The organism is Acinetobacter sp. CAU_H_S170_2, assembly GCF_058890445.1.
Genome location: NZ_JBZYAE010000001.1, coordinates 907,593 through 925,575, shown reverse-complemented (window position 1 = coordinate 925,575; position 17,983 = coordinate 907,593). Strand labels below are relative to the sequence as shown.

Sequence of the window (17,983 nt, the reverse complement as noted above, 5' to 3'; positions counted from 1 at the left end):
CTTATTCGTATTTATGAAGTCAGAACGTGGCATAGGTTTAATTGCACTGATCTTCTGCATCTTAGTCATTGCAGCATTCTTGGTGTTTAGTATTTATTTAATAAGACTCGACTCCGTTGTACGTGACAAGTTTGAAGGCAAGCGCTGGGACATTCCTGCGAAGGTATTCGCACGCCCACTCGAAGTGTATACCAATGCCCCTGTCAATCAGGCTGACTTCACTCAAGAGTTAAAACTTTTGGGCTATAAGTCCTCGGAAAACTATACCAAATCAGGGAACTTTGTCAGTTCTGGCAATGAGCTATATGTACATACCCGTGGCTTTGACTTCGGTGATAGTGTCGAGCCTGAACAAGTGCTTAAAGTCACCTTTGCCAATGAGCAAGTGGCTGAAGTCAGTGCAACTAAACCCTCATCTACAGGGATTGCACGTTTAGAGCCGATGCTGATTGGCGGGATTTATCCGCAGCATAATGAAGACCGTGTCCTGATTAAACTCGACAAAGTCCCTAAGCCTTTAATTGAGGCTTTAATTGCAACAGAAGATCGTAATTTCTATAGTCACCACGGCGTTTCAATTCGTGGTACGGCACGTGCGATTGTGAGTAATGTAACGGGTGGAAAACGTCAAGGTGGTTCAACACTGACCCAACAGTTGGTGAAAAACTTCTACCTCACCCCTGAAAAAACCATTAAGCGTAAAGTCAATGAAGCATTTATGGCATTATTGGTTGAGTTTCACTATGACAAAGATGAAATTTTAGAAGCCTATCTCAATGAAGTGAACCTCGGGCAAAACGGCAACTATTCTATTAATGGTTATGGTTTGGCTTCACAGTTTTACTTCGGCATGCCTTTGCGTGAGCTAAATATTGCGCAACAAGCTTATTTGGTGGGTTTGGTACAAGGTCCAACCTTATATAACCCTTGGCGTAACCCAGAAGCTGCGAAAAAGCGCCGTAATATTGTTTTAAACAATATGTTGGTCATGGGCTATCTGACCCAAGAACAATATGAAACTGAAACAGCTCGCCCTTTAAATGTGATTGCCAAACCGACTCTCGGCCCTTCACGTTTCCCAGATTTCTTAGACATTGTACGCCGTCAGTTACGTACCGAATACCAAGAAGGTGATTTGACCAACCAAGGTCTACGCATCTTTACAACGCTCGATCCAATTGCACAAACCAAAATTCAAGATGCGTTTAAATCGACTGTTGGTCGCTTAAGCCGTGGTTCAAGTCGTCTAAAAGAGCTGCAAGGTGCGGTGTTGGTTGCTCATCCTGAAAATGGTGAATTGGTTGCAGCTGTTGGTTCAACCCAAGACTTTACTGGTTTTAACCGTGCACTCGATGCCAAACGTCAAGTCGGTTCACTACTTAAACCGGTGATTTACCTCAGTGCGATTCAGTCGGGACGTTACAACTGGGCCAGCCCAATTGAAGACAGTAGCATTAGTATTCAAGCCAATGGTAAAGCATGGACACCCAAGAACTATAGTGGTGGCGAACACGGCGTTGTACCAATGGTACAGGCACTGTCTAATTCATATAACTTGTCAGCAGTTCGCCTTGGTCAAGAGTTTGGTTTATCGACGTTTAGTAACCACCTAAAACGTTTTGGTGTGACCAGTAACATCCCAACCTATCCATCCATTTTCTTGGGTGCGGTAGACATGTCTCCGATGGAAATGCTCAGCATTTATGGCAACTTTGCCACAGGCGGTTTTAAGTATCCGACTAAATCCATTCGTACTGTTGTCGATCAAAATGGTCGCTTGCTGACCCGTTATGGTTTAAATGTCCAACAAACCATTGACCCTGCTTCTGCCTATGTCCTGAACTATGGTCTACAACAAGTGATGACCTCAGGTACAGGTCGTTCAGCTTATAACACTCTACCGAACTCGCTTCAGCTTGCAGGCAAATCTGGAACCACCAATGACACCCGTGACTCATGGTTTGCAGGTTACTCGGGCAATTATGTTTCTGTGGTTTGGCTAGGTTTAGATGACAATAAACAAACTGGCTTAACAGGTTCTTCAGGTGCGTTGCCAGTGTGGACAAGTGTAATGAGCCAGCTGCGTCAAAAACCAGTCAACTTACGCCAACCGGATGATGTGCAATGGCATTGGATTGATCGTGGCACGGGTTATCTTGCCGCGCAAGGTTGTGAGGGTGCAATGTATATTCCCCTCTTGCGAAACACCGTACCACGCAAAGCAACCACATGTGGCTTACCGCATTATCAAGTTGAACCCACTTACAATCCTGAAACAGATGGTTACCAAGCTACACCTGAACAAGGCGACAGCATAGACAACTATATTCGTGAAAGTGAATCGAACATGCAGCGTAACTTAGAAGATGAGACGCAAGTCATTTCGAGTGGTAGCTATCAACCTGAATAAATAGGACGGATTTAAATTTTGATGTGGTTTAAACGTTTAAGTATCTTAGCAACCATCGTGACTGTGGCAGGCTGTCAAAGCCTCCCACAGCCATCTGAAAAAAAGATACCTGAAAAGCCGACACAGGCGGATAAAGAGCAGAAAACACCCTCAGGAGTTACAATTCACCCTTATGACCGCGAAGAAATTCAACGTCAGAAGATTGTGATTCCTGAGCAGAAAAGCAAACAACAGTTTGATGATGGGCGACAGCTTCCTGCTTTTAAAAGTCTGATGCAAAAAACACAAACGGCCTATCGCCAAGGCCAGTGGAGTCAAGCACAAAGCTACGCCATGCAAGCACAGCGTTTAGCACCACAGTCGAGTGAGACCTTTTTGTATTTGGCTTTAATTGCTAATCAACAAAAACAACCTGCAAATGCGGAATCGCTTGCACGTCGCGGTTTGAGTTATGCCCAAAGCAATGCCATGAAAAAGCAGCTTTGGAGCGTTATCTTAAAAGCAGGTCAAATGCAGAAGAATCAGAAAACCATTCAACAAGCCCAAACAGCAATCAAAAGTCTGTCTTAAAAGCACGCTCCGTTAGATGGAGCGCTGCCCTGCTATACCATAAGCACCATAACTGTTTGCCTTGGCTAAATCGGCTAAATGTAAGCCGCCGAGAGCAAAAATCGGGATATGAATCTCTTCTGCAATCAAGCTTAACTTCTCCCAACCCAAAGTTTCACTATTGGGGTGGCTGAGTGTTTCAAGTACAGGGCTGAGTAAAAGAGCATCACAGCCAATTTCTTGTGCATGTTCAGCACTGCTACGGTCATGACAGGCCGCTATATAACGCTGCCCAACATTTAGCTCCCCTTTACTCAATTGCATCAGTTGAGATTGTTTCAGGTGTATGGCCGCAACTGCCTGCTGTTGTAGTGGATTTAAACCTTTCCATAGTTCTATATTTACAATCACCCGTGCCAATTGCTCTACACTCAGTTCTGCAATTTTTAAAATATGTTCAGGAGTCGCAGGCACTCGCCAATACAGCACTTGTTGTTCAGGCAAACCCTTCAACAGATCGATTTGATCTGAAATTTTAATCACGGGTGCAATATAAAGTCGCTTCAAAATGGCCTGATTAGCTTTTGGAAAGTTAAGATCTTGTAATTCGGCACGCTTGAACCACGCCCATGGTGAGTGAATGTCTGCCAATAGATGATTTGATACTGTGGTATGAAATAAATGCAAATTGACAATCACATCGTCATATTCAAACTGAATACAGTCAAAAGCATGCCAATCTTGTATATCAACTCCAACTTCCTCTAAGACTTCACGGCGACAGGCTTGTTCAGGCGTTTCACCTGCTTCCACCTTCCCTCCAGGAAATTCGTGCTTATTGCCCTGATGCTGTTCCGCCTGCCGCCAACCCACCAACACTTTGCCTTGATGTAAAAGGATGGCTATAGCGACTTGAACCAAAGGTTTTGACATAATCAGATTCCATTTCAGATGTGTGGTGTATTGAGTGACTGCATGTAACGATATTGAAGTTTTTTATATTTTCAGCGAGAAAATGTTGACAGCCTCATTCGATAATGATTATCATTTAAATCGTTCAACATATACCACGGAGTCGCCAGAATGAACGCACCATTTAGCTTATTTACTCGTAACGAAACAGCCCTTTCACTACCAATGCTACACTCAAACAACTTATTTGCCCTAGGCCGTGAAATTCGCATTATGCATGCTGGAGAAGAGTATCGTCTACGACTCACTCGCAATAATCGACTCATTCTTACCAAATAAGAACTATAAAAACCCAATAACAATAATCGTGGAAACAAGCAGTATGTCAGCGCGTACTGCTTTTTAATGTCTTTAAGTTTGATCATTTATGCTGTTTTTATCACAGATCACAATCTGCATATCTAAGCCTCAACCCTATTTAACAGCAGTTCCACTTTTAAACCGCCTAAGTCGGATGAACTAAATAACAACTGCCCTGCGTGTAAATCGACAATTTTCTGACAAATCGATAAGCCCAAACCTGAACCTTGTGTTTTTGTACCTAAAGCCCGATAGAAGCGTTCACCCAAACGCTGGATAACCGCTGTATCGACCCCATTTCCACTATTTTCAATCCTCAGTCTGAGCTGCTGTTTTTCGATCGTGAGATTGACAAAAACTTGTGCCTGCTCGGGGCTATAGCGAATGGCATTGTCGAGCAAATTGCGAAGTGCGCTAAATAAGAGCTGCTCATTGGCCAAGACACAGGCTTGCTCTGCAAGCACCACGTTAATTTTAATCTGTTTTGAGTCCGCAAACGGCTGTAAAGCTTTAATCACGTCCGGCATTAGCAGACTGAAGTCAAACTTAGTCTTCGCTAAGCTTTCCTTTTGCTCAGGGTCTAGACGTGCCAGCAACAACAAATTATCCAACACCTGCACCCCACGACTGACATCTTGTTGGATCTGTTTGAACTCACTTTCAAGTTCAGGAAACTTGCGCTTGAGCACCTGAAGTCGCATTTGTATCGCAGACAGTGGAGAACGTAACTCATGTGAAGCATCCGCGGTAAAGCGCTGCTCTGCCACTAAAGCTTGGTCTAAACGCTCCAATAAAGCATTCAGCTGCGATAGCATCGGTTGTAACTCAATCAGCTCAGGTTCTGGCATAGAAATAGGTGCTAAATCATTGACCGATTTATTTGAAATTTGCTCTGAAACTTGGTGTATCACCCGAAATTTACGTCGAATGGCAAAATGCATCAACAACCACTGTACACACCAGACTAAAAACAACACACCACTGAAAACTAGGATGCTTTGCCAAAAGGCATGGAAACGTTCGGACATCGACTGGGTCACTTGAACCTGCAAACCGTGATTATCCTGTGCAGTATAAATACGCCACAGTTTATGCTCTGACCAATAAAAACCATAAGGTGCATCTGAAACCAAACTCAAATGATCCACGGTAATTTTTTCAGGCACATCTTCGGATGCAGTCAAAAGTTGCTGTGCATTATCGAGTCGATAGCGAATATCAAACTCATCACTAAGCTCTGCCAAGGCTTGACCATTGCTGACCGTTAAATCATCTGCCAGCAACATATCGGCCATTTCATCCATGATTTCATCTTGCATAGACATAGTCTGATAAACCGACACCCCCATAAACATCAGCAATGCCAAAAGCCCCGCCAGTATCGAACTGAGGAGCGAACTTTTAACGAGCTGACGCTGCAGTGAAATTGGCTGAGCCATTATGTGTCCTGATTCATTCTGTAGCCCAAACCACGAATGGTTTTAATACACTGACTACCGAGTTTTTTTCGTAATTGATAAATAAAGACCTCAATTGCATTGCTTTCGATTTCATCACCCCATGCATAAAGACTTTCTTCGAGTTGTTCCCGCGTAACGACATATTCGGGTTTGAGCATCAATTTATGCAAAATTTGAAACTCTTTGGCGGTTAAATTAACAGCTTGACCATTTTGAGTCACACTTTTGGCCTGTGGGTCGAGTTGGATATTGGCATAGCTCAATACCTGCGAGCTACTATGCTGTTGCTGTCGAAGTTGTAAACGAATTCGAGCGGATAATTCCTCTAGACTAAAAGGTTTGACCAAATAATCATTGGCGCCCAAGTCTAGCCCTTCGACTCGATCTCGAATACTGTCACGCGCTGTTAAAAAAATCACAGGAGTCGATAGGTTCTTGCCACGGACTTTCAGCAAAATGTCATCACCTGTGGCATGTGGCAAACCACGATCTAAAAGCACACAGTCATACTGATGCTGTTCAATGGCTAAAATGGCATGGTCGCCCCGTTCCACCCAGTCGACACTGTAGCCATCCATTTCAAGCCAAGTTTTAATACTCTCAGCTTGAGAGGCATCATCTTCTGCTAATAATATCCGCACTGCTTAACCTGCCTAATCACTATTGTTTAGATCATGCCGTGAAATGGCTCAAAATACAAAAAACCACAGGGCTAATATCCATTCAAAGCCCTGTGGTTTTTTTAAGAATGCCCAATCAAAATTGAATTGAACTTGGGCAAGTGTGTTTAGAATTTCACTTGATCTACGTCAATTTCAACGCGTTTTGCTGGTTTGTAGTCAATATCTACTTCACCGATAATGGTTACAGGTGTTTTAGCCGAAATTGCTTTGCCACCCCATAACTCATCATCAATGTCGACAGTAATTGAACCAGTTTGGTCACGGAATTCATACTTCTCATCCCCAATGGCTTTGACCACATAACCTTTTAACTGGACGTGGCTGTCATCTTTTAATGTTAAGGCATGCTTAACTGTAGTTGGTGTTGAAGCAGCAACAGCCGCTTGGTTCACTGCAGTGTTTGCTACAGTTACAGTGGTTGAACCAATAACACCAGCAACCAATAACGCTTTCATCATCATATTCATATCCAGCACCTCTATTTAATTGTTCATCTATTCGATGAAGTCATTAAACCAAAGCTAGATGAGCTGAATCTTAAGAAAGCTTCAAGTAACGCATTAAACGCTTAGTTGAGTGGGACAACACGTAACACTTCTTCTAGCGTGGTGACACCTTCTAAAACTTTACGTGCACCCGCAATTCTTAAAGGCTCAATGCCTTCTTTTTTGGCTTGTTGACGCAGTGCAGTCAAGTCACCATTGGCACCAATCAGTTGCTTGGCCTCTAAACTCACAGGCATAAACTCATAAATACCGACTCGTCCTTTGTAGCCCGTTTGACGACACTCGTCACAACCTACTGCGGTAAAGACTTTTTCAGGCATTTCCATAATGTAATCAAAAGTCAGATGCTCCCATTCTTGGCTGTTGATTTGCTTTTCAACTTTACAATGTGGACATAAGTGGCGTACGAGACGCTGTGCCAATACCCCTAAAATGGTTGCCGCGGTTAAGAACGGCTGTACGCCTAAATCATGCAAACGCGTCAGACTGGAAGGTGCATCATTGGTGTGCAGAGTTGACAGCACTAAATGTCCTGTAAGTGCTGCTTGAATCGCCATATTGGCCGTATCATGGTCACGAATCTCCCCCACCATAATAATGTCAGGGTCTTGACGCATCAGTGCACGAACACCATCAGCAAAACCAAGATCAATACCTGTATTCACCTGCATTTGGTTAAAACTCGGCTCTAACATTTCAATCGGGTCTTCAATGGTACAGACGTTCACCTGTTCGGTAGCCAATTGTTTCAAAGAAGAATAAAGCGTGGTGGTTTTGCCTGAACCCGTTGGTCCTGTCACTAAAATAATGCCGTGACTATGCGACGTCAGCGCTTGCCAATCACTCAGCAAATGCCCTTCAAAACCCAACTGCTGAAAGCTGCGCACTAAAACTTCAGGGTCAAAAATACGCATCACCAACTTCTCACCAAAAGCAGTCGGTAAAGTCGAAAGACGCAGTTCTGTTTCTTGTCCTTTCGGTGTCCGTGTTTTTAACCGCCCATCTTGTGGTTTACGTTTTTCCGCCACATTCATTCGACCTAAAATTTTAATCCGCGAAATCACCGCGGTTAAAGTATTGGCAGGCATGTTATAAATGGTATGCAGCACTCCATCAATACGGAAACGCACTTTGCCGTTGTCTTTACGTGGTTCTAAGTGAATATCACTGGCACCTTGCTCAAAAGCAAACTGTAAAACCCAGTCGACTAATTTAACAATGTGTTGGTCATTGGCATCAGGGTTTTGACTATCCCCCAACTGTAAAAGTGCTTCAACACCTTTATTATCTCGCTCGTAACTCCCAGACTTCTGAGAGTTACTGACAGCACGGCTCACCTGATAATACTCGACCATATAGCGCTGTAATTGTTCAGGGCTGAGTAATACACGCTGGATTTTTTTCGGCGCAACATTGTGCTCCAAATTTGCGATCCAATCTTTCATATACGGCTGATCTGTTGCAATCAACACTTGATTTGCCTGAACTTCAACAGCCAAGATTTTATTGCGGAAGGCAAATTCTTGAGACATCACCGAAGTCAAAGCTTGCACATCGGCTTTGAGTGGATCAATCACATAAAACGGTAATTGGGTCTTTTCAGCTAACCACTGACAAAGCCGATTTAATGTCAGTCTCGACTGTGGATGCGACTGATCTACCAGATTAAAATGAGCAATCCACTGTAATGGATGCCACTTCAATTGATCGCGTTGACGGTGCGAGGTTTGTACTAGATTTTTTTCTTTTTCAGTAATTCTCCCATCTTTAAACAGTTGATCTAAGCACCAAGTGGTATCAATTTCAAAATTAAAATTCATTGTTATACGTCCCCAAACATAACCCCACTATAGCAAGATTTTCTGTATTCATTCGCACAAAGCATAAGCAAATCCTACAAATATCGAGAAGTAGCCAAGCTCATCAATAGAATCACGAATTTACTCACAAATCTTGCTCTTTTAACTTGAATCCACCTTCAGAATTCGCCTATATTTTAGACAGGTCATTAAATTTTGTGAGGTAGGCTTGGACTTCAGCGCAATTTCCATCAACAACTTGGCTTTATCTGAGGTCCTCATCACCTTGGCTTCGGCATTGGGCTGTGGCCTGTTGATTGGTCTAGAACGTGAAAGAAGCAAGCAACGTGAAAACCAACAGAGCTTTGCAGGACTACGCTCCTTTGCCATTTGTGCACTCCTCGGTGCTATTTGTTTTTTATTTGGTGTCAGTATTGGCATAGTCGGTGCGTTGATCATCGGCGGCATCGTTATATTCTCAATGAAAAACCAAACAGAAGATTTGGGTTCAACCACTGAACTTGCCTTTGTCATGACTTATTTTATCGGGGCGATGTGCTTATGGAATACACCTCTAGCAGCAGGTTTAGCCGTGCTCCTGACCATTATTTTAATGACCAAACATCCGATGCACAGCATTGCGGGGAAATGGATTACTGAGGCTGAGTTTAAAGACGGTATCTTTCTCCTAGCGCTGATTTTAATTGCCCTGCCCTTAACGCCGAATACGCCTTTATGGGGTGCTGTGTTGAATCCCTATATTATTTTAAAATTAGTTACACTCATTCTTGCTGTTCAAGCGCTTGCACATATTGCCAAACGACTGCTGAACACTAAAAATGCCATGATTTTATCGGCAATCGCCTCAGGTTTTGTATCCAGTACAGCGACTGTTGCTAGCTTAGGCATGGAAGTACGTGCAGGCCGAGCACTCGCCAAACCCAATGCAGGTGCAGCGCTCATGTCCTGTATTGCAACTTTATTACAACTGCTGATTATAGTCGCAGGTGTGAGTATACTTTGGCTCAAAACCATACTGCTTCCGACCCTTGTAGCAAGTGTCCTTTTAGGGATCTGTGCTTATGCGTTGGTACGATCTGCCCATGCACAAGAACAACATCAACCCACTGATTCACGCATGTTTAGCTTAAAAGAGGCTGGCATTATTGCCCTGACTTTGACGTTCATCCAAGCGGGTGTGTATGGACTTAACCTTTGGCTGGGAGATGCAGGTTTAATCGCTGGGACTTTACTGGCTTCTTTGTTTGAGATTCATGCAGCGATGGCAACAGTGGTCATGCAAGGAGCACCAGCAGACACGGCAGCAATGTCTGCATTTATCTTAGGTTTAGCTGCACACGCTGTTGCCAAATCCATTAATGCCGCCTTAACAGGTGGTAAGCAGTACTTTATTGCTTTTGCCCCGATTCAGATTTTGCATATGCTGGTATTGATTGGGCTATTGTATTGGAGCTTCTCTCTTTAAGTCTCTCATTCTACGGCCGTGATATTCACTGTAGTTTCACCCACTGTAAAAGCGATATCAACAGCAGCAAATTTCATTTTATATACCCGTGCTTCATCATCCTGATACGCCGGTCTGGGATCTAAAGATAAAACGGCTTCAAGCTCTTGTACGGTCTGTAGTGAAAGTTTTTCCCTCATCAAAAGCTGCTGCTTCTGCTCACTTGCCCGATCCGACCATATCACCGATTTACGTTTAGGTTCATCTTGCGCATAGCCACTTTCCGCATCTATAACTGCATCTGAGTAGTGTATATAAGGTTTGATATCGACAATCGGGGTGCCATCTAGCAAATCACTTCCTGTGACATACACTCGAACAGACCTCCCTTCTTTTTTGACACACTTGAGCTTTACCACCGATAGACCAATCGGTGAAGGACGATACATGCTGCGAGTAGCAAACACCCCTATTTTTTTATTCCCTCCTAAGCGTGGCGGACGAACTTGTGGACGAAACTGGGTTTTTTCTGGATTTTTATTGTCATGAAACTGCCACAACAACCATAAATGACTAAATGCCTCAATTCCTTCAAAGGCTAGAACATCATTATAGGGTGCTGACATTTCAATATACGATTCCACCTGAACCAAATTAGGCTGACGAGGAATACCGAACTTTTCCTTATAAGAAGAGTGCATATAGCCAATAATCGGCAAGGTTAACTCAGTCATCATCACTTTTTCTAATAAGCTCAATTAAATATATTCAGTTTATCGAGAATGATTTTAGATTAGAATAGCAACCTGTTCTAATTTGATAATTTATTGAGACCTTTAATGGCTGCTTTCAACGTCGAAAAGATTACTCACGTCCACCATTGGAATGATACTTTATTCTCTTTTAAAACGACGCGCGACACTGCTCTACGTTTTAAAAACGGTCAATTTGTGATGATCGGCCTTGAAGTAAATGGCAAACCGTTAATGCGTGCTTATTCTATCGCTAGTGCAAACTACGAAGAAGAACTTGAGTTTTTCTCAATTAAAGTTCCAGATGGCCCGTTAACCTCTATTTTACAAAAAGTTAAAGTGGGTGACGAAATTCTAGTATCTAAAAAACCAACTGGAACTTTAGTGCTTGATGACTTAAACCCAGGTAAAAACCTATACCTGCTTTCTTCTGGTACAGGTCTTGCACCGTTCTTGGCGACCATTCGTGACCCTGAAACCTATGAACGTTTTGAGAAAGTGATTGTGGTTCATGGTACACGTTTCATTTCTGAATTGGCTTACCAAGACCTTATTTTAGACGAACTTCCGAACAATGAGTTCTTTGAAGAGCTAGGCATTAAAGATAAATTGGTTTACTACCCAACAGTTACTCGTGAAGAGTATCCAAACCAAGGTCGTGTCACAACTGTGATTGAAACTGGCGAGATTTTTGAGAAGATCGGTTTACCACGTTTTAACCCAGAAACGGATCGTGCAATGCTTTGCGGTAGCCCAGCATTCCTCGATGACGTTGCTGCACTTCTAGACCAACATGGTTTAAAAGAATCGCCACGTATGGGTGTACTTGGTGACTACGTGATTGAACGTGCATTCGTTGAAAAATAAGATCGTATAAATATATTAAAAAACCGAAGCTTAGGCTTCGGTTTTTTATTTACTCTACGCATAGTTTTATCTAATATTAAAAAAAATAACAAATCTAGAATTTAAACCCATGACCTTTCCAGAACTCAAATTTAAAGACTATTTACATCCAAAACCCAAGCCCAGCGGCCTCGATGCACAGTGCAAACTCCAGCATTTTGCCCTCATTACTTATGCCGTTGACCCAGCTCGTTTTAAAGAGATCATTCCAGCGCGATTTAAGTTAGACACGGTCCAGTACCAAGGCAAACAACACGCACTGATGTCGGTAGTGCCCTTCATCGATGTCGATTTCAGCTCTGCGGTTTATCCTTTTCCAAAATTCACGATGGGTCAAACCAATTATCGAGTCTACGTGATTGATCAGGAGACACAAGAACGTTGTGTTTGGTTTTTAGGAACGACTTTGGACTCTTGGACACTGATCGTTCCTCGTTATGTTTGGCAACTACCGTGGCATCCTGCACAGATTGAGTTTGATTGCCAACAAGATGCAGAGGGGCGATATAGACAATATAAAATGCGTACTCAATCGGCATGGGCCACTTCAGATGTACATTTGTCTCAGTCGGAACATGACCAATGGCATTTTGAAGGCTTTACCAATTTAGAAAGTTATCAAGTCTTCTTGACCCACCCTTTGGCAGGATTTTATCATCGCCGCGATGGAAAACTCGGCAGCTATCGCGTCTGGCATGATCGATTAAATCCGAAACCTGCAACCTTGCACTCTGCCCGCTTTGAACTTTTAGCAAGGCTCAATCTGGTATCCTATGAAGATCAGCTCAAACCCTATAGTGTTCTGATTGAACCGATCAATGAATTTACCATTTATTTACCCCCCAAGGTACCTTAATCATTCAGCTGAATAACACAATAAATAATGAATGCCCTACATATTTTAAGGAATATTAAGCATGATGAATAAATTTCAGCTAAGATAATGAGAGATTGTTGTTTTTCTCCACAAAGTCTCTATAATTCAACAAAACAGACAAGTCTGTCTATTTTTGCTGAAATACTGAATGACCGAAAACATTCAGAGGGTACAAAAAATATAAGAAAGCGCATTAAGTTGCTCATATTCATATCATGCATTATTGTTAAATAATGTGCGATATGAAACATAATCATTATCAGCAAAGCGCGATAACCTAACCGTTATCGCGCTTATTTATTTGTACGTGATTTATTTTAAGCGTATTTAAGCCAGCAATATAATGAGTGTATTGGGTTAACCTTAAAATCAAAATTTATATATTAGGCAGCTGAAAGTTCCATTTGAATTAAAGTATTCACACGCTTCCAATAATCTTCCAAATGCACTTGCTTCGGATCGATTTGCGCTTGTATGGTCATGCCATCCAAAATACTAGATAAAAAAGCCGCCAACTGTTCATCCTGCTTCACACCTAGACGATTCAAAGCCTGACATAACTTGCCTTTTAACCATTCTTTATAATCAATTGCAGGCTGTAACGAAGAAGGATAAATTTTTGAAATTTCTTCAACTGCCTTTTGGAACATACAACCGTTAAAATCCGCGCTATGAAACCAAGCATGGTACCATTCAAAAATTGCACGAATATGGGAGAGATAATCACTTGGGTCACATGCAGCAATCGTCGCTTCAAGCGACTGCTGTAAATTTTGGTTTCTTGTCACTAAGCATTCTTCAATTAATTTAGCTTTAGATGGGAAGTATTTGTAAAACGTCATTTTAGCAACGCCAGACTCGCTAATAATCCGATCCACACCGATAGAATTATAACTATGTGAGTTAAAGAGATTAAGCGCTGTGTTAATGATGTCTTCTTTTTTTGACATTTATTTTACCTGATGCACAAAACTTTAAAATTAAGCCATTAACCCAAAAGAACAGCACATGAAAACGAAATACATCGATTGAAGACGATATTATATATCAAATTTAGAGCAACACCGTTTTTTTATAAAAAACAATATCAATATTAAAATAAGCATTTGAAATATATGGCTTTTAAGATAAATAAAACACTAGAAGAATCGAGTCTTTTTCACTATGATAAAAATGATGACAATTAAAATTTACCTCGTATATGAATGCTCTCTCCTTCACCCAGTCTGAACATACCCGCGCAGAAGTTTTGCGCTTTATTGAACAATCCTTAAACTCAGCGTCATGGGCAACCAACACTCAAGCGATCAGCCATTTAAAGCAAATGACAACCGAACATGTTTTATTTCAACATCCGATACTGACACGGCTGCATCAATGCCAACTGAGCCTTGAACAGCTGAAATTTATTCATCTGAATTATTTTACAGCCATTGTTAAAATTTTCACTGATGCTTTGAGTATGGTTATGTATCAAGCGCTGCAACTTGAGCACGACAGTAATATCGTGGAGCAAGACCGCATTGCAGCCAAGATATATGCACGTTATTTGTTGTCGCTAAATCTTCTAGATGAATTGGGTTTTAATACCCACCAACTTGAGAAAAGCTCACCCTCTAAATCGCATTTGGTCTATTTCCTTCAACTGATGCAGCAACTTGAACTCAATGTCACCGATCAAAAACAGACCGAGCCTGAAGCATTTGCAATCGCACAATTTATTCAAGAACATATTCATTCTTATGCAGACTTGCTACTCATTTTGGCTTGTACTGAACTACAAGTGATTAAGTTTAGTGAAGCACTCAGAACTAATCTCGCAGCCTATCATCCTTTATTTACCCAAGGCTACTATGCATGTCATGGCCTTGCAGAAACATGTGATACAACCCTTGCTAACGATGACAATCATGAAGACGATATTTGGGTGCTATTCACACAATGCTATAAACCTGAACAGGCTCTGTATTTCCAGCAACTTCAAACTGAATATTTAAGTCTATGGAATAATTTTTGGAGCAAGATGAATTTGGTATTAAGCTAAACTTAAATCTAAATTTAGTCCAAAATGGTATATTAAAGCTTGGAAAAATCATTCAATTCATACATGAAAAGCCATGCTGGAATAAGTATTGTAGTCAATAACATTGTGTGAAAAGTCTTCTCAACGCTTAATTCAAAGTTTCAACCGTTCTTTTTTTATCAAAATAATCTTCTGGATAAGGGTCTTGTCCTTTTAACTTATTACGATATTTCATTACACTAATCTGAACACCATCATCAGTTAAAAAATCATTATAAAAATCCTGTTCTTCTGGACATTCAAAACCAAGTTTTTTAAATATTTGCTCTGATAATGTTCCAAAATTTTCATATGACTTCTTATAGCCAAAATAGTTTACAAATCCCATTAAGGTACCCACTCCAAAAATCCCCCAAAATGTCCATATAATTAGGCGTAAAAAAGAATCCCAAGAATAAGAAAACTTAAATATATAAAACAGTAGCATTAAAATTGCTATTACTCCCCATGTAATTAAGGTGAAGTAATAAGTTTGTATCATAATAGCCTTATAACCCATTTTTATTGAACGGCCCATTTCATAGATCATATAAAGCAAACCAGATTTAGGATCCAGAATGGCATAAACTTGATGACGTCCATCTACAGGTTTTTCACTAATTACAGCAATAAGTTCATCATTTTCTTTAAAACGTGTCGTCGTAAATTGTCCTAGCAAGGAATATCCTTCTATTTCACCAGTAAACGTGATGCCATCTTTAGCTTTACCTGCCATCACTAGTATGGGAGCACTGGTAAGCAAAGAACTACTTTCAGCCAGTACACCTGCAAAAGCGGTGCCAGTTGCGATTCCTCCTACATTTTGATTTACTGGTATTTTGGACTTGACTTTTTCTAAAGAATGGATCGGGCCTTGAACAAGCTTTAAATTTAGTTTCAAATAATTTACCTTAAATAACCTTTTAATTTCTAGTTAGTTATACATTCCGTTCTTTTTGCTCTATATAATTTTCTGGATAGGGAGCACTTTCAATAAGCTTACGATACTCAAACACGGTTCAAAGTAATAAATGATCTTCTCACTTTAAAATTGACTTTCAAGACACTAAAAAAAATTCTACTTTAGCCGTATAAATAAAACCACTTTCCAAATGTAAATACGATTATTCTTTTTAGCAACTGCCTTAACAGGCTCATCGACCACCCATTTTTGACATAAACATATTAAAATAAATAAATTTTTAGGTTAGCTAAATTTAACTTTCCATAAAAAAACCATATACCAAGAATATAATCCCAAGAATAAATCCTAGATACATAGATGAAAGATTAATTAATAGCCACCCCTTATGTTTTTCTTCAAAGACTTTCAAATTTTCTCTATATGTATTTGGAATAATTGGTATTGGTTTATTTTTTTCATCATTTATAGATGGAAAGTGTAACTTTACAGACAAAGTTTTATAATTTGAGTAATATATTAAAAACCAATAAGCAACTACAACCAGATCTCCTCCAACTCTAGAAAACTCTTCTCCACCTCTCTCTCCAAAGAAAAAAACCAAAAAATCTCTCTTATTATTCTTTATATAGACTTTATTATACATATATGTAAATAACAGCAATAAAAGACCAAAAGGAATAATTAAAAAAACACAAATAAGAAATATATCATCAGTAACTATAATATCTCTAATTCTAATATTTTTTAAATCTTCAAACATAACTTATATTCCTAATTACATACACCTGTAATATTTCTTGCAACAGTTGTACCTACATAATTACCAGCAAAACCTAGACCAACTCCCCCAATTACAGCACCGATACCTGCCCCGATAACTCCACCTATACCGATAGATGTTCCCCCTGTTACAGGTGCTAATATCAAGCCAATCTCTGCTCCCGCCAACGCACCGAGCTTTGCACCACCAGTAGCACCTAGCCCTCCCATTAAGATTCCTCCTCCTATATTTGCTGTCTCTACTGTCGCTACTTTAATCGTATAGGCTGTATCCCCTGTCTGTGATGCTCCATAAACCTTCACTGCGGACTCTGCGATATAAAAATACAATACTAACTTCATACCAAGTTTAAGGCTTATGGTTGCCCGTCCAATCGTCTCCATCATTTTAACATTGAGCTTTAATCCCCCCATGAAATCTGGGGCTTTTACGCCTGATGTGTCTCTCACAATATTTTTTAGGGTTTTTGCAAACTCTTTATTATCTTGTAATCGAACAAAATTACCAGCAATCGTTTGTTCAATACGTTGATACAAATGATAATTTTTTCTTTTAAAATCAGCATTATGCTTTGGATTGCCAAGTTTGGTCTTTCCTTGTGCTTCAGTACTATAAGCTCTTTGAAGGGCAGTTATATCATTATTTAATTTAGCTAATAGTTCTTGATTCAGCCGTTGCAGCTTATGATCATCCATCTTATGTTTAGTTTGATCAGAATAAATAGCAGCAGCATTAGCAGATTCAACTTTTTGATTCAGGGCTACATCACCACAATAGCTTTCTTTATGTCCTTCCACAGTTTTAAGATAGTCAACTCTAGCAATCTGAACTTGCTGAGCTAAAGCTATATAATCCATTAAAAGTTCAAAATTATTTGCAAAGAATTTAGGATCAAATCCATTCTGCGTACATAGAAATTGAAATACTCTTTCAGCCTCTAATGCTAACTTTTTATACTCTGTTAGTTCAGGTGAACTCTTTTTATTTGTAATAAGAACAATCTGACCAGGTTTAATTTTTTTACTCAAATTTAAATCTTGTAGATCACTAAGGTGAGCATTAGCATGCCTGAAAATATCCCGTTCAGTATGATTTGGTACTTTTTTATAAATTTCTCTTAACAACTCATCAAACGTTTGTTCTTTCTTTATCAGCTTCCACCCAACTTCGGCACCTTCTTTTATATAAACTTTTTGGATTTTATTTTCATCAATAGGGGAACTTTTTGCTTGATGGTACTTAAACTTGACCTCTGTAAATTTTCCGCTTTCAGATTGTGCTAAGTGTGGGAGGATTGCCCCCTGATACCATTTACCATCTAAGAAAATATCAACTTGAACAACCGCAGTATCATAGTTAACCTCAATTTTATGGGTTTTCATAAACTTATTGAAATATGTCAGCTTAGATACATAGGTAGATTTGGCTTCTGATGTTTTAGCTGTAATCACATATTTCAAACGTGGCAAAGCAATATGTTTTGGAACATTCGTTAATGCAGCTTGTATAATCTTAGGTTGAGGATACTTTGCCATC

General features: G+C 40.3%; 17 protein-coding genes and 1 pseudogene. 7 read left to right on the top strand and 11 right to left on the bottom strand.

All coding sequences use genetic code 11. The features are described 5' to 3' along the window. The first annotated feature begins 13 nt into the window (after positions 1 to 13). Positions 14 to 2,410, top strand: a complete 2,397-nt coding sequence (gene mrcB / locus AC5EUN_RS04535) for a penicillin-binding protein 1B (RefSeq protein WP_010327156.1) — start codon at positions 14 to 16, stop codon at positions 2,408 to 2,410. Positions 2,411 to 2,431: 21 nt separating this feature from the next. After that, positions 2,432 to 2,980 carry a tetratricopeptide repeat protein gene (locus AC5EUN_RS04530; RefSeq protein ID WP_010327157.1) on the top strand — a complete coding sequence of 183 codons (549 nt, stop codon included), beginning with the start codon at positions 2,432 to 2,434 and terminating at the stop codon, positions 2,978 to 2,980. Between the two features lie 12 nt (positions 2,981 to 2,992). Here the strand turns inward: AC5EUN_RS04530 and AC5EUN_RS04525 are convergent, their stop codons facing one another. Continuing rightward, entirely contained in the window at positions 2,993 to 3,892 is a 900-nt protein-coding gene (locus tag AC5EUN_RS04525) for an NUDIX domain-containing protein (protein WP_010327158.1), read from the bottom strand. 150 nt (positions 3,893 to 4,042) lie between these two features. Here AC5EUN_RS04525 and hemP point away from each other — a divergent pair, with 150 nt between their 5' ends. After that, positions 4,043 to 4,210 (top strand): hemin uptake protein HemP, encoded by a 168-nt coding sequence (gene hemP / locus AC5EUN_RS04520; protein WP_029575074.1) that lies wholly within the window; start codon positions 4,043 to 4,045, stop codon positions 4,208 to 4,210. A gap of 122 nt (positions 4,211 to 4,332) precedes the next feature. Here the strand turns inward: hemP and AC5EUN_RS04515 are convergent, their stop codons facing one another. The 4 genes from AC5EUN_RS04515 to tfpB form a co-directional block, all read right to left on the bottom strand. Next, entirely contained in the window at positions 4,333 to 5,670 is a 1,338-nt protein-coding gene (locus tag AC5EUN_RS04515) for a sensor histidine kinase (protein ID WP_010327160.1), read from the bottom strand. Then, complete coding sequence (locus AC5EUN_RS04510; protein WP_010327161.1) at positions 5,670 to 6,332, bottom strand: response regulator transcription factor; 663 nt, start codon at positions 6,330 to 6,332, stop codon at positions 5,670 to 5,672. The genes AC5EUN_RS04515 and AC5EUN_RS04510 overlap by 1 nt, the downstream gene beginning before the upstream one ends. A gap of 146 nt (positions 6,333 to 6,478) precedes the next feature. After that, entirely contained in the window at positions 6,479 to 6,841 is a 363-nt protein-coding gene (locus AC5EUN_RS04505; RefSeq protein WP_010327162.1) for a NirD/YgiW/YdeI family stress tolerance protein, read from the bottom strand. A gap of 101 nt (positions 6,842 to 6,942) precedes the next feature. Continuing rightward, on the bottom strand, positions 6,943 to 8,700 hold the full coding sequence (gene tfpB / locus AC5EUN_RS04500; RefSeq protein WP_010327163.1) for a type IV pilus assembly ATPase TfpB: 1,758 nt from the start codon (positions 8,698 to 8,700) through the stop codon (positions 6,943 to 6,945). Between the two features lie 208 nt (positions 8,701 to 8,908). On the opposite strand from tfpB, the gene AC5EUN_RS04495 reads away from it, so the two are divergent. After that, positions 8,909 to 10,165, top strand: coding sequence for an MgtC/SapB family protein (locus AC5EUN_RS04495; RefSeq protein WP_010327164.1), 1,257 nt, complete (start codon positions 8,909 to 8,911; stop codon positions 10,163 to 10,165). A gap of 5 nt (positions 10,166 to 10,170) precedes the next feature. Here AC5EUN_RS04495 and tsaA read toward each other — a convergent pair whose 3' ends face one another. Continuing rightward, positions 10,171 to 10,881: a tRNA (N6-threonylcarbamoyladenosine(37)-N6)-methyltransferase TrmO gene (tsaA, locus tag AC5EUN_RS04490; protein ID WP_493352178.1), complete on the bottom strand. Its 711-nt coding sequence runs from the start codon at positions 10,879 to 10,881 to the stop codon at positions 10,171 to 10,173. A gap of 102 nt (positions 10,882 to 10,983) precedes the next feature. Between tsaA and AC5EUN_RS04485 the strand changes: the two genes are divergently transcribed. Both AC5EUN_RS04485 and AC5EUN_RS04480 read left to right on the top strand, forming a co-directional pair. After that, positions 10,984 to 11,763 (top strand): ferredoxin--NADP reductase, encoded by a 780-nt coding sequence (locus AC5EUN_RS04485; RefSeq protein ID WP_004696086.1) that lies wholly within the window; start codon positions 10,984 to 10,986, stop codon positions 11,761 to 11,763. A gap of 109 nt (positions 11,764 to 11,872) precedes the next feature. After that, positions 11,873 to 12,658 (top strand): DUF2071 domain-containing protein, encoded by a 786-nt coding sequence (locus tag AC5EUN_RS04480; protein ID WP_493352176.1) that lies wholly within the window; start codon positions 11,873 to 11,875, stop codon positions 12,656 to 12,658. A gap of 404 nt (positions 12,659 to 13,062) precedes the next feature. Here the strand turns inward: AC5EUN_RS04480 and AC5EUN_RS04475 are convergent, their stop codons facing one another. Further along, positions 13,063 to 13,629 carry a TetR/AcrR family transcriptional regulator gene (locus tag AC5EUN_RS04475; RefSeq protein ID WP_005400544.1) on the bottom strand — a complete coding sequence of 189 codons (567 nt, stop codon included), beginning with the start codon at positions 13,627 to 13,629 and terminating at the stop codon, positions 13,063 to 13,065. 251 nt (positions 13,630 to 13,880) lie between these two features. Here AC5EUN_RS04475 and AC5EUN_RS04470 point away from each other — a divergent pair, with 251 nt between their 5' ends. Next, positions 13,881 to 14,723, top strand: coding sequence for a hypothetical protein (locus tag AC5EUN_RS04470; RefSeq protein ID WP_010327168.1), 843 nt, complete (start codon positions 13,881 to 13,883; stop codon positions 14,721 to 14,723). Between the two features lie 127 nt (positions 14,724 to 14,850). Here AC5EUN_RS04470 and AC5EUN_RS04465 read toward each other — a convergent pair whose 3' ends face one another. The 4 genes and pseudogenes from AC5EUN_RS04465 to AC5EUN_RS04450 all read right to left on the bottom strand — a co-directional run bounded on the left by AC5EUN_RS04465 (position 14,851) and on the right by AC5EUN_RS04450 (position 17,982). After that, complete coding sequence (locus tag AC5EUN_RS04465; RefSeq protein WP_010327169.1) at positions 14,851 to 15,642, bottom strand: putative type VI secretion system effector; 792 nt, start codon at positions 15,640 to 15,642, stop codon at positions 14,851 to 14,853. Positions 15,643 to 15,679: 37 nt separating this feature from the next. Then, positions 15,680 to 15,781 (bottom strand): annotated as a pseudogene (locus AC5EUN_RS04460) (putative type VI secretion system effector); the annotation flags it as partial. Positions 15,782 to 15,958: 177 nt separating this feature from the next. After that, positions 15,959 to 16,426, bottom strand: coding sequence for a hypothetical protein (locus AC5EUN_RS04455; RefSeq protein WP_010327170.1), 468 nt, complete (start codon positions 16,424 to 16,426; stop codon positions 15,959 to 15,961). 11 nt (positions 16,427 to 16,437) lie between these two features. After that, on the bottom strand, positions 16,438 to 17,982 hold the full coding sequence (locus AC5EUN_RS04450) for a hypothetical protein (protein WP_010327171.1): 1,545 nt from the start codon (positions 17,980 to 17,982) through the stop codon (positions 16,438 to 16,440). Position 17,983 lies beyond the last annotated feature (1 nt).

Excerpts from the sequence above, each read along its gene's own strand:
- AC5EUN_RS04480 (WP_493352176.1), top strand. The coding sequence starts at position 11,873 with ATGACCTTTCCAGAACTCAAATTTAAAGACTATTTACATCCAAAACCC.
- AC5EUN_RS04450 (WP_010327171.1), bottom strand. The coding sequence starts at position 17,982 with ATGGCAAAGTATCCTCAACCTAAGATTATACAAGCTGCATTAACGAAT.
- tsaA (WP_493352178.1), bottom strand. The coding sequence starts at position 10,881 with ATGATGACTGAGTTAACCTTGCCGATTATTGGCTATATGCACTCTTCT.
- AC5EUN_RS04475 (WP_005400544.1), bottom strand. The coding sequence starts at position 13,629 with ATGTCAAAAAAAGAAGACATCATTAACACAGCGCTTAATCTCTTTAAC.
- tfpB (WP_010327163.1), bottom strand. The coding sequence starts at position 8,700 with ATGAATTTTAATTTTGAAATTGATACCACTTGGTGCTTAGATCAACTG.
- AC5EUN_RS04485 (WP_004696086.1), top strand. The coding sequence starts at position 10,984 with ATGGCTGCTTTCAACGTCGAAAAGATTACTCACGTCCACCATTGGAAT.
- hemP (WP_029575074.1), top strand. The coding sequence starts at position 4,043 with ATGAACGCACCATTTAGCTTATTTACTCGTAACGAAACAGCCCTTTCA.
- AC5EUN_RS04530 (WP_010327157.1), top strand. The coding sequence starts at position 2,432 with ATGTGGTTTAAACGTTTAAGTATCTTAGCAACCATCGTGACTGTGGCA.
- AC5EUN_RS04515 (WP_010327160.1), bottom strand. The coding sequence starts at position 5,670 with ATGGCTCAGCCAATTTCACTGCAGCGTCAGCTCGTTAAAAGTTCGCTC.
- AC5EUN_RS04455 (WP_010327170.1), bottom strand. The coding sequence starts at position 16,426 with ATGTTTGAAGATTTAAAAAATATTAGAATTAGAGATATTATAGTTACT.
- AC5EUN_RS04470 (WP_010327168.1), top strand. The coding sequence starts at position 13,881 with ATGAATGCTCTCTCCTTCACCCAGTCTGAACATACCCGCGCAGAAGTT.
- AC5EUN_RS04525 (WP_010327158.1), bottom strand. The coding sequence starts at position 3,892 with ATGTCAAAACCTTTGGTTCAAGTCGCTATAGCCATCCTTTTACATCAA.
- AC5EUN_RS04505 (WP_010327162.1), bottom strand. The coding sequence starts at position 6,841 with ATGAATATGATGATGAAAGCGTTATTGGTTGCTGGTGTTATTGGTTCA.
- mrcB (WP_010327156.1), top strand. The coding sequence starts at position 14 with ATGAAGTCAGAACGTGGCATAGGTTTAATTGCACTGATCTTCTGCATC.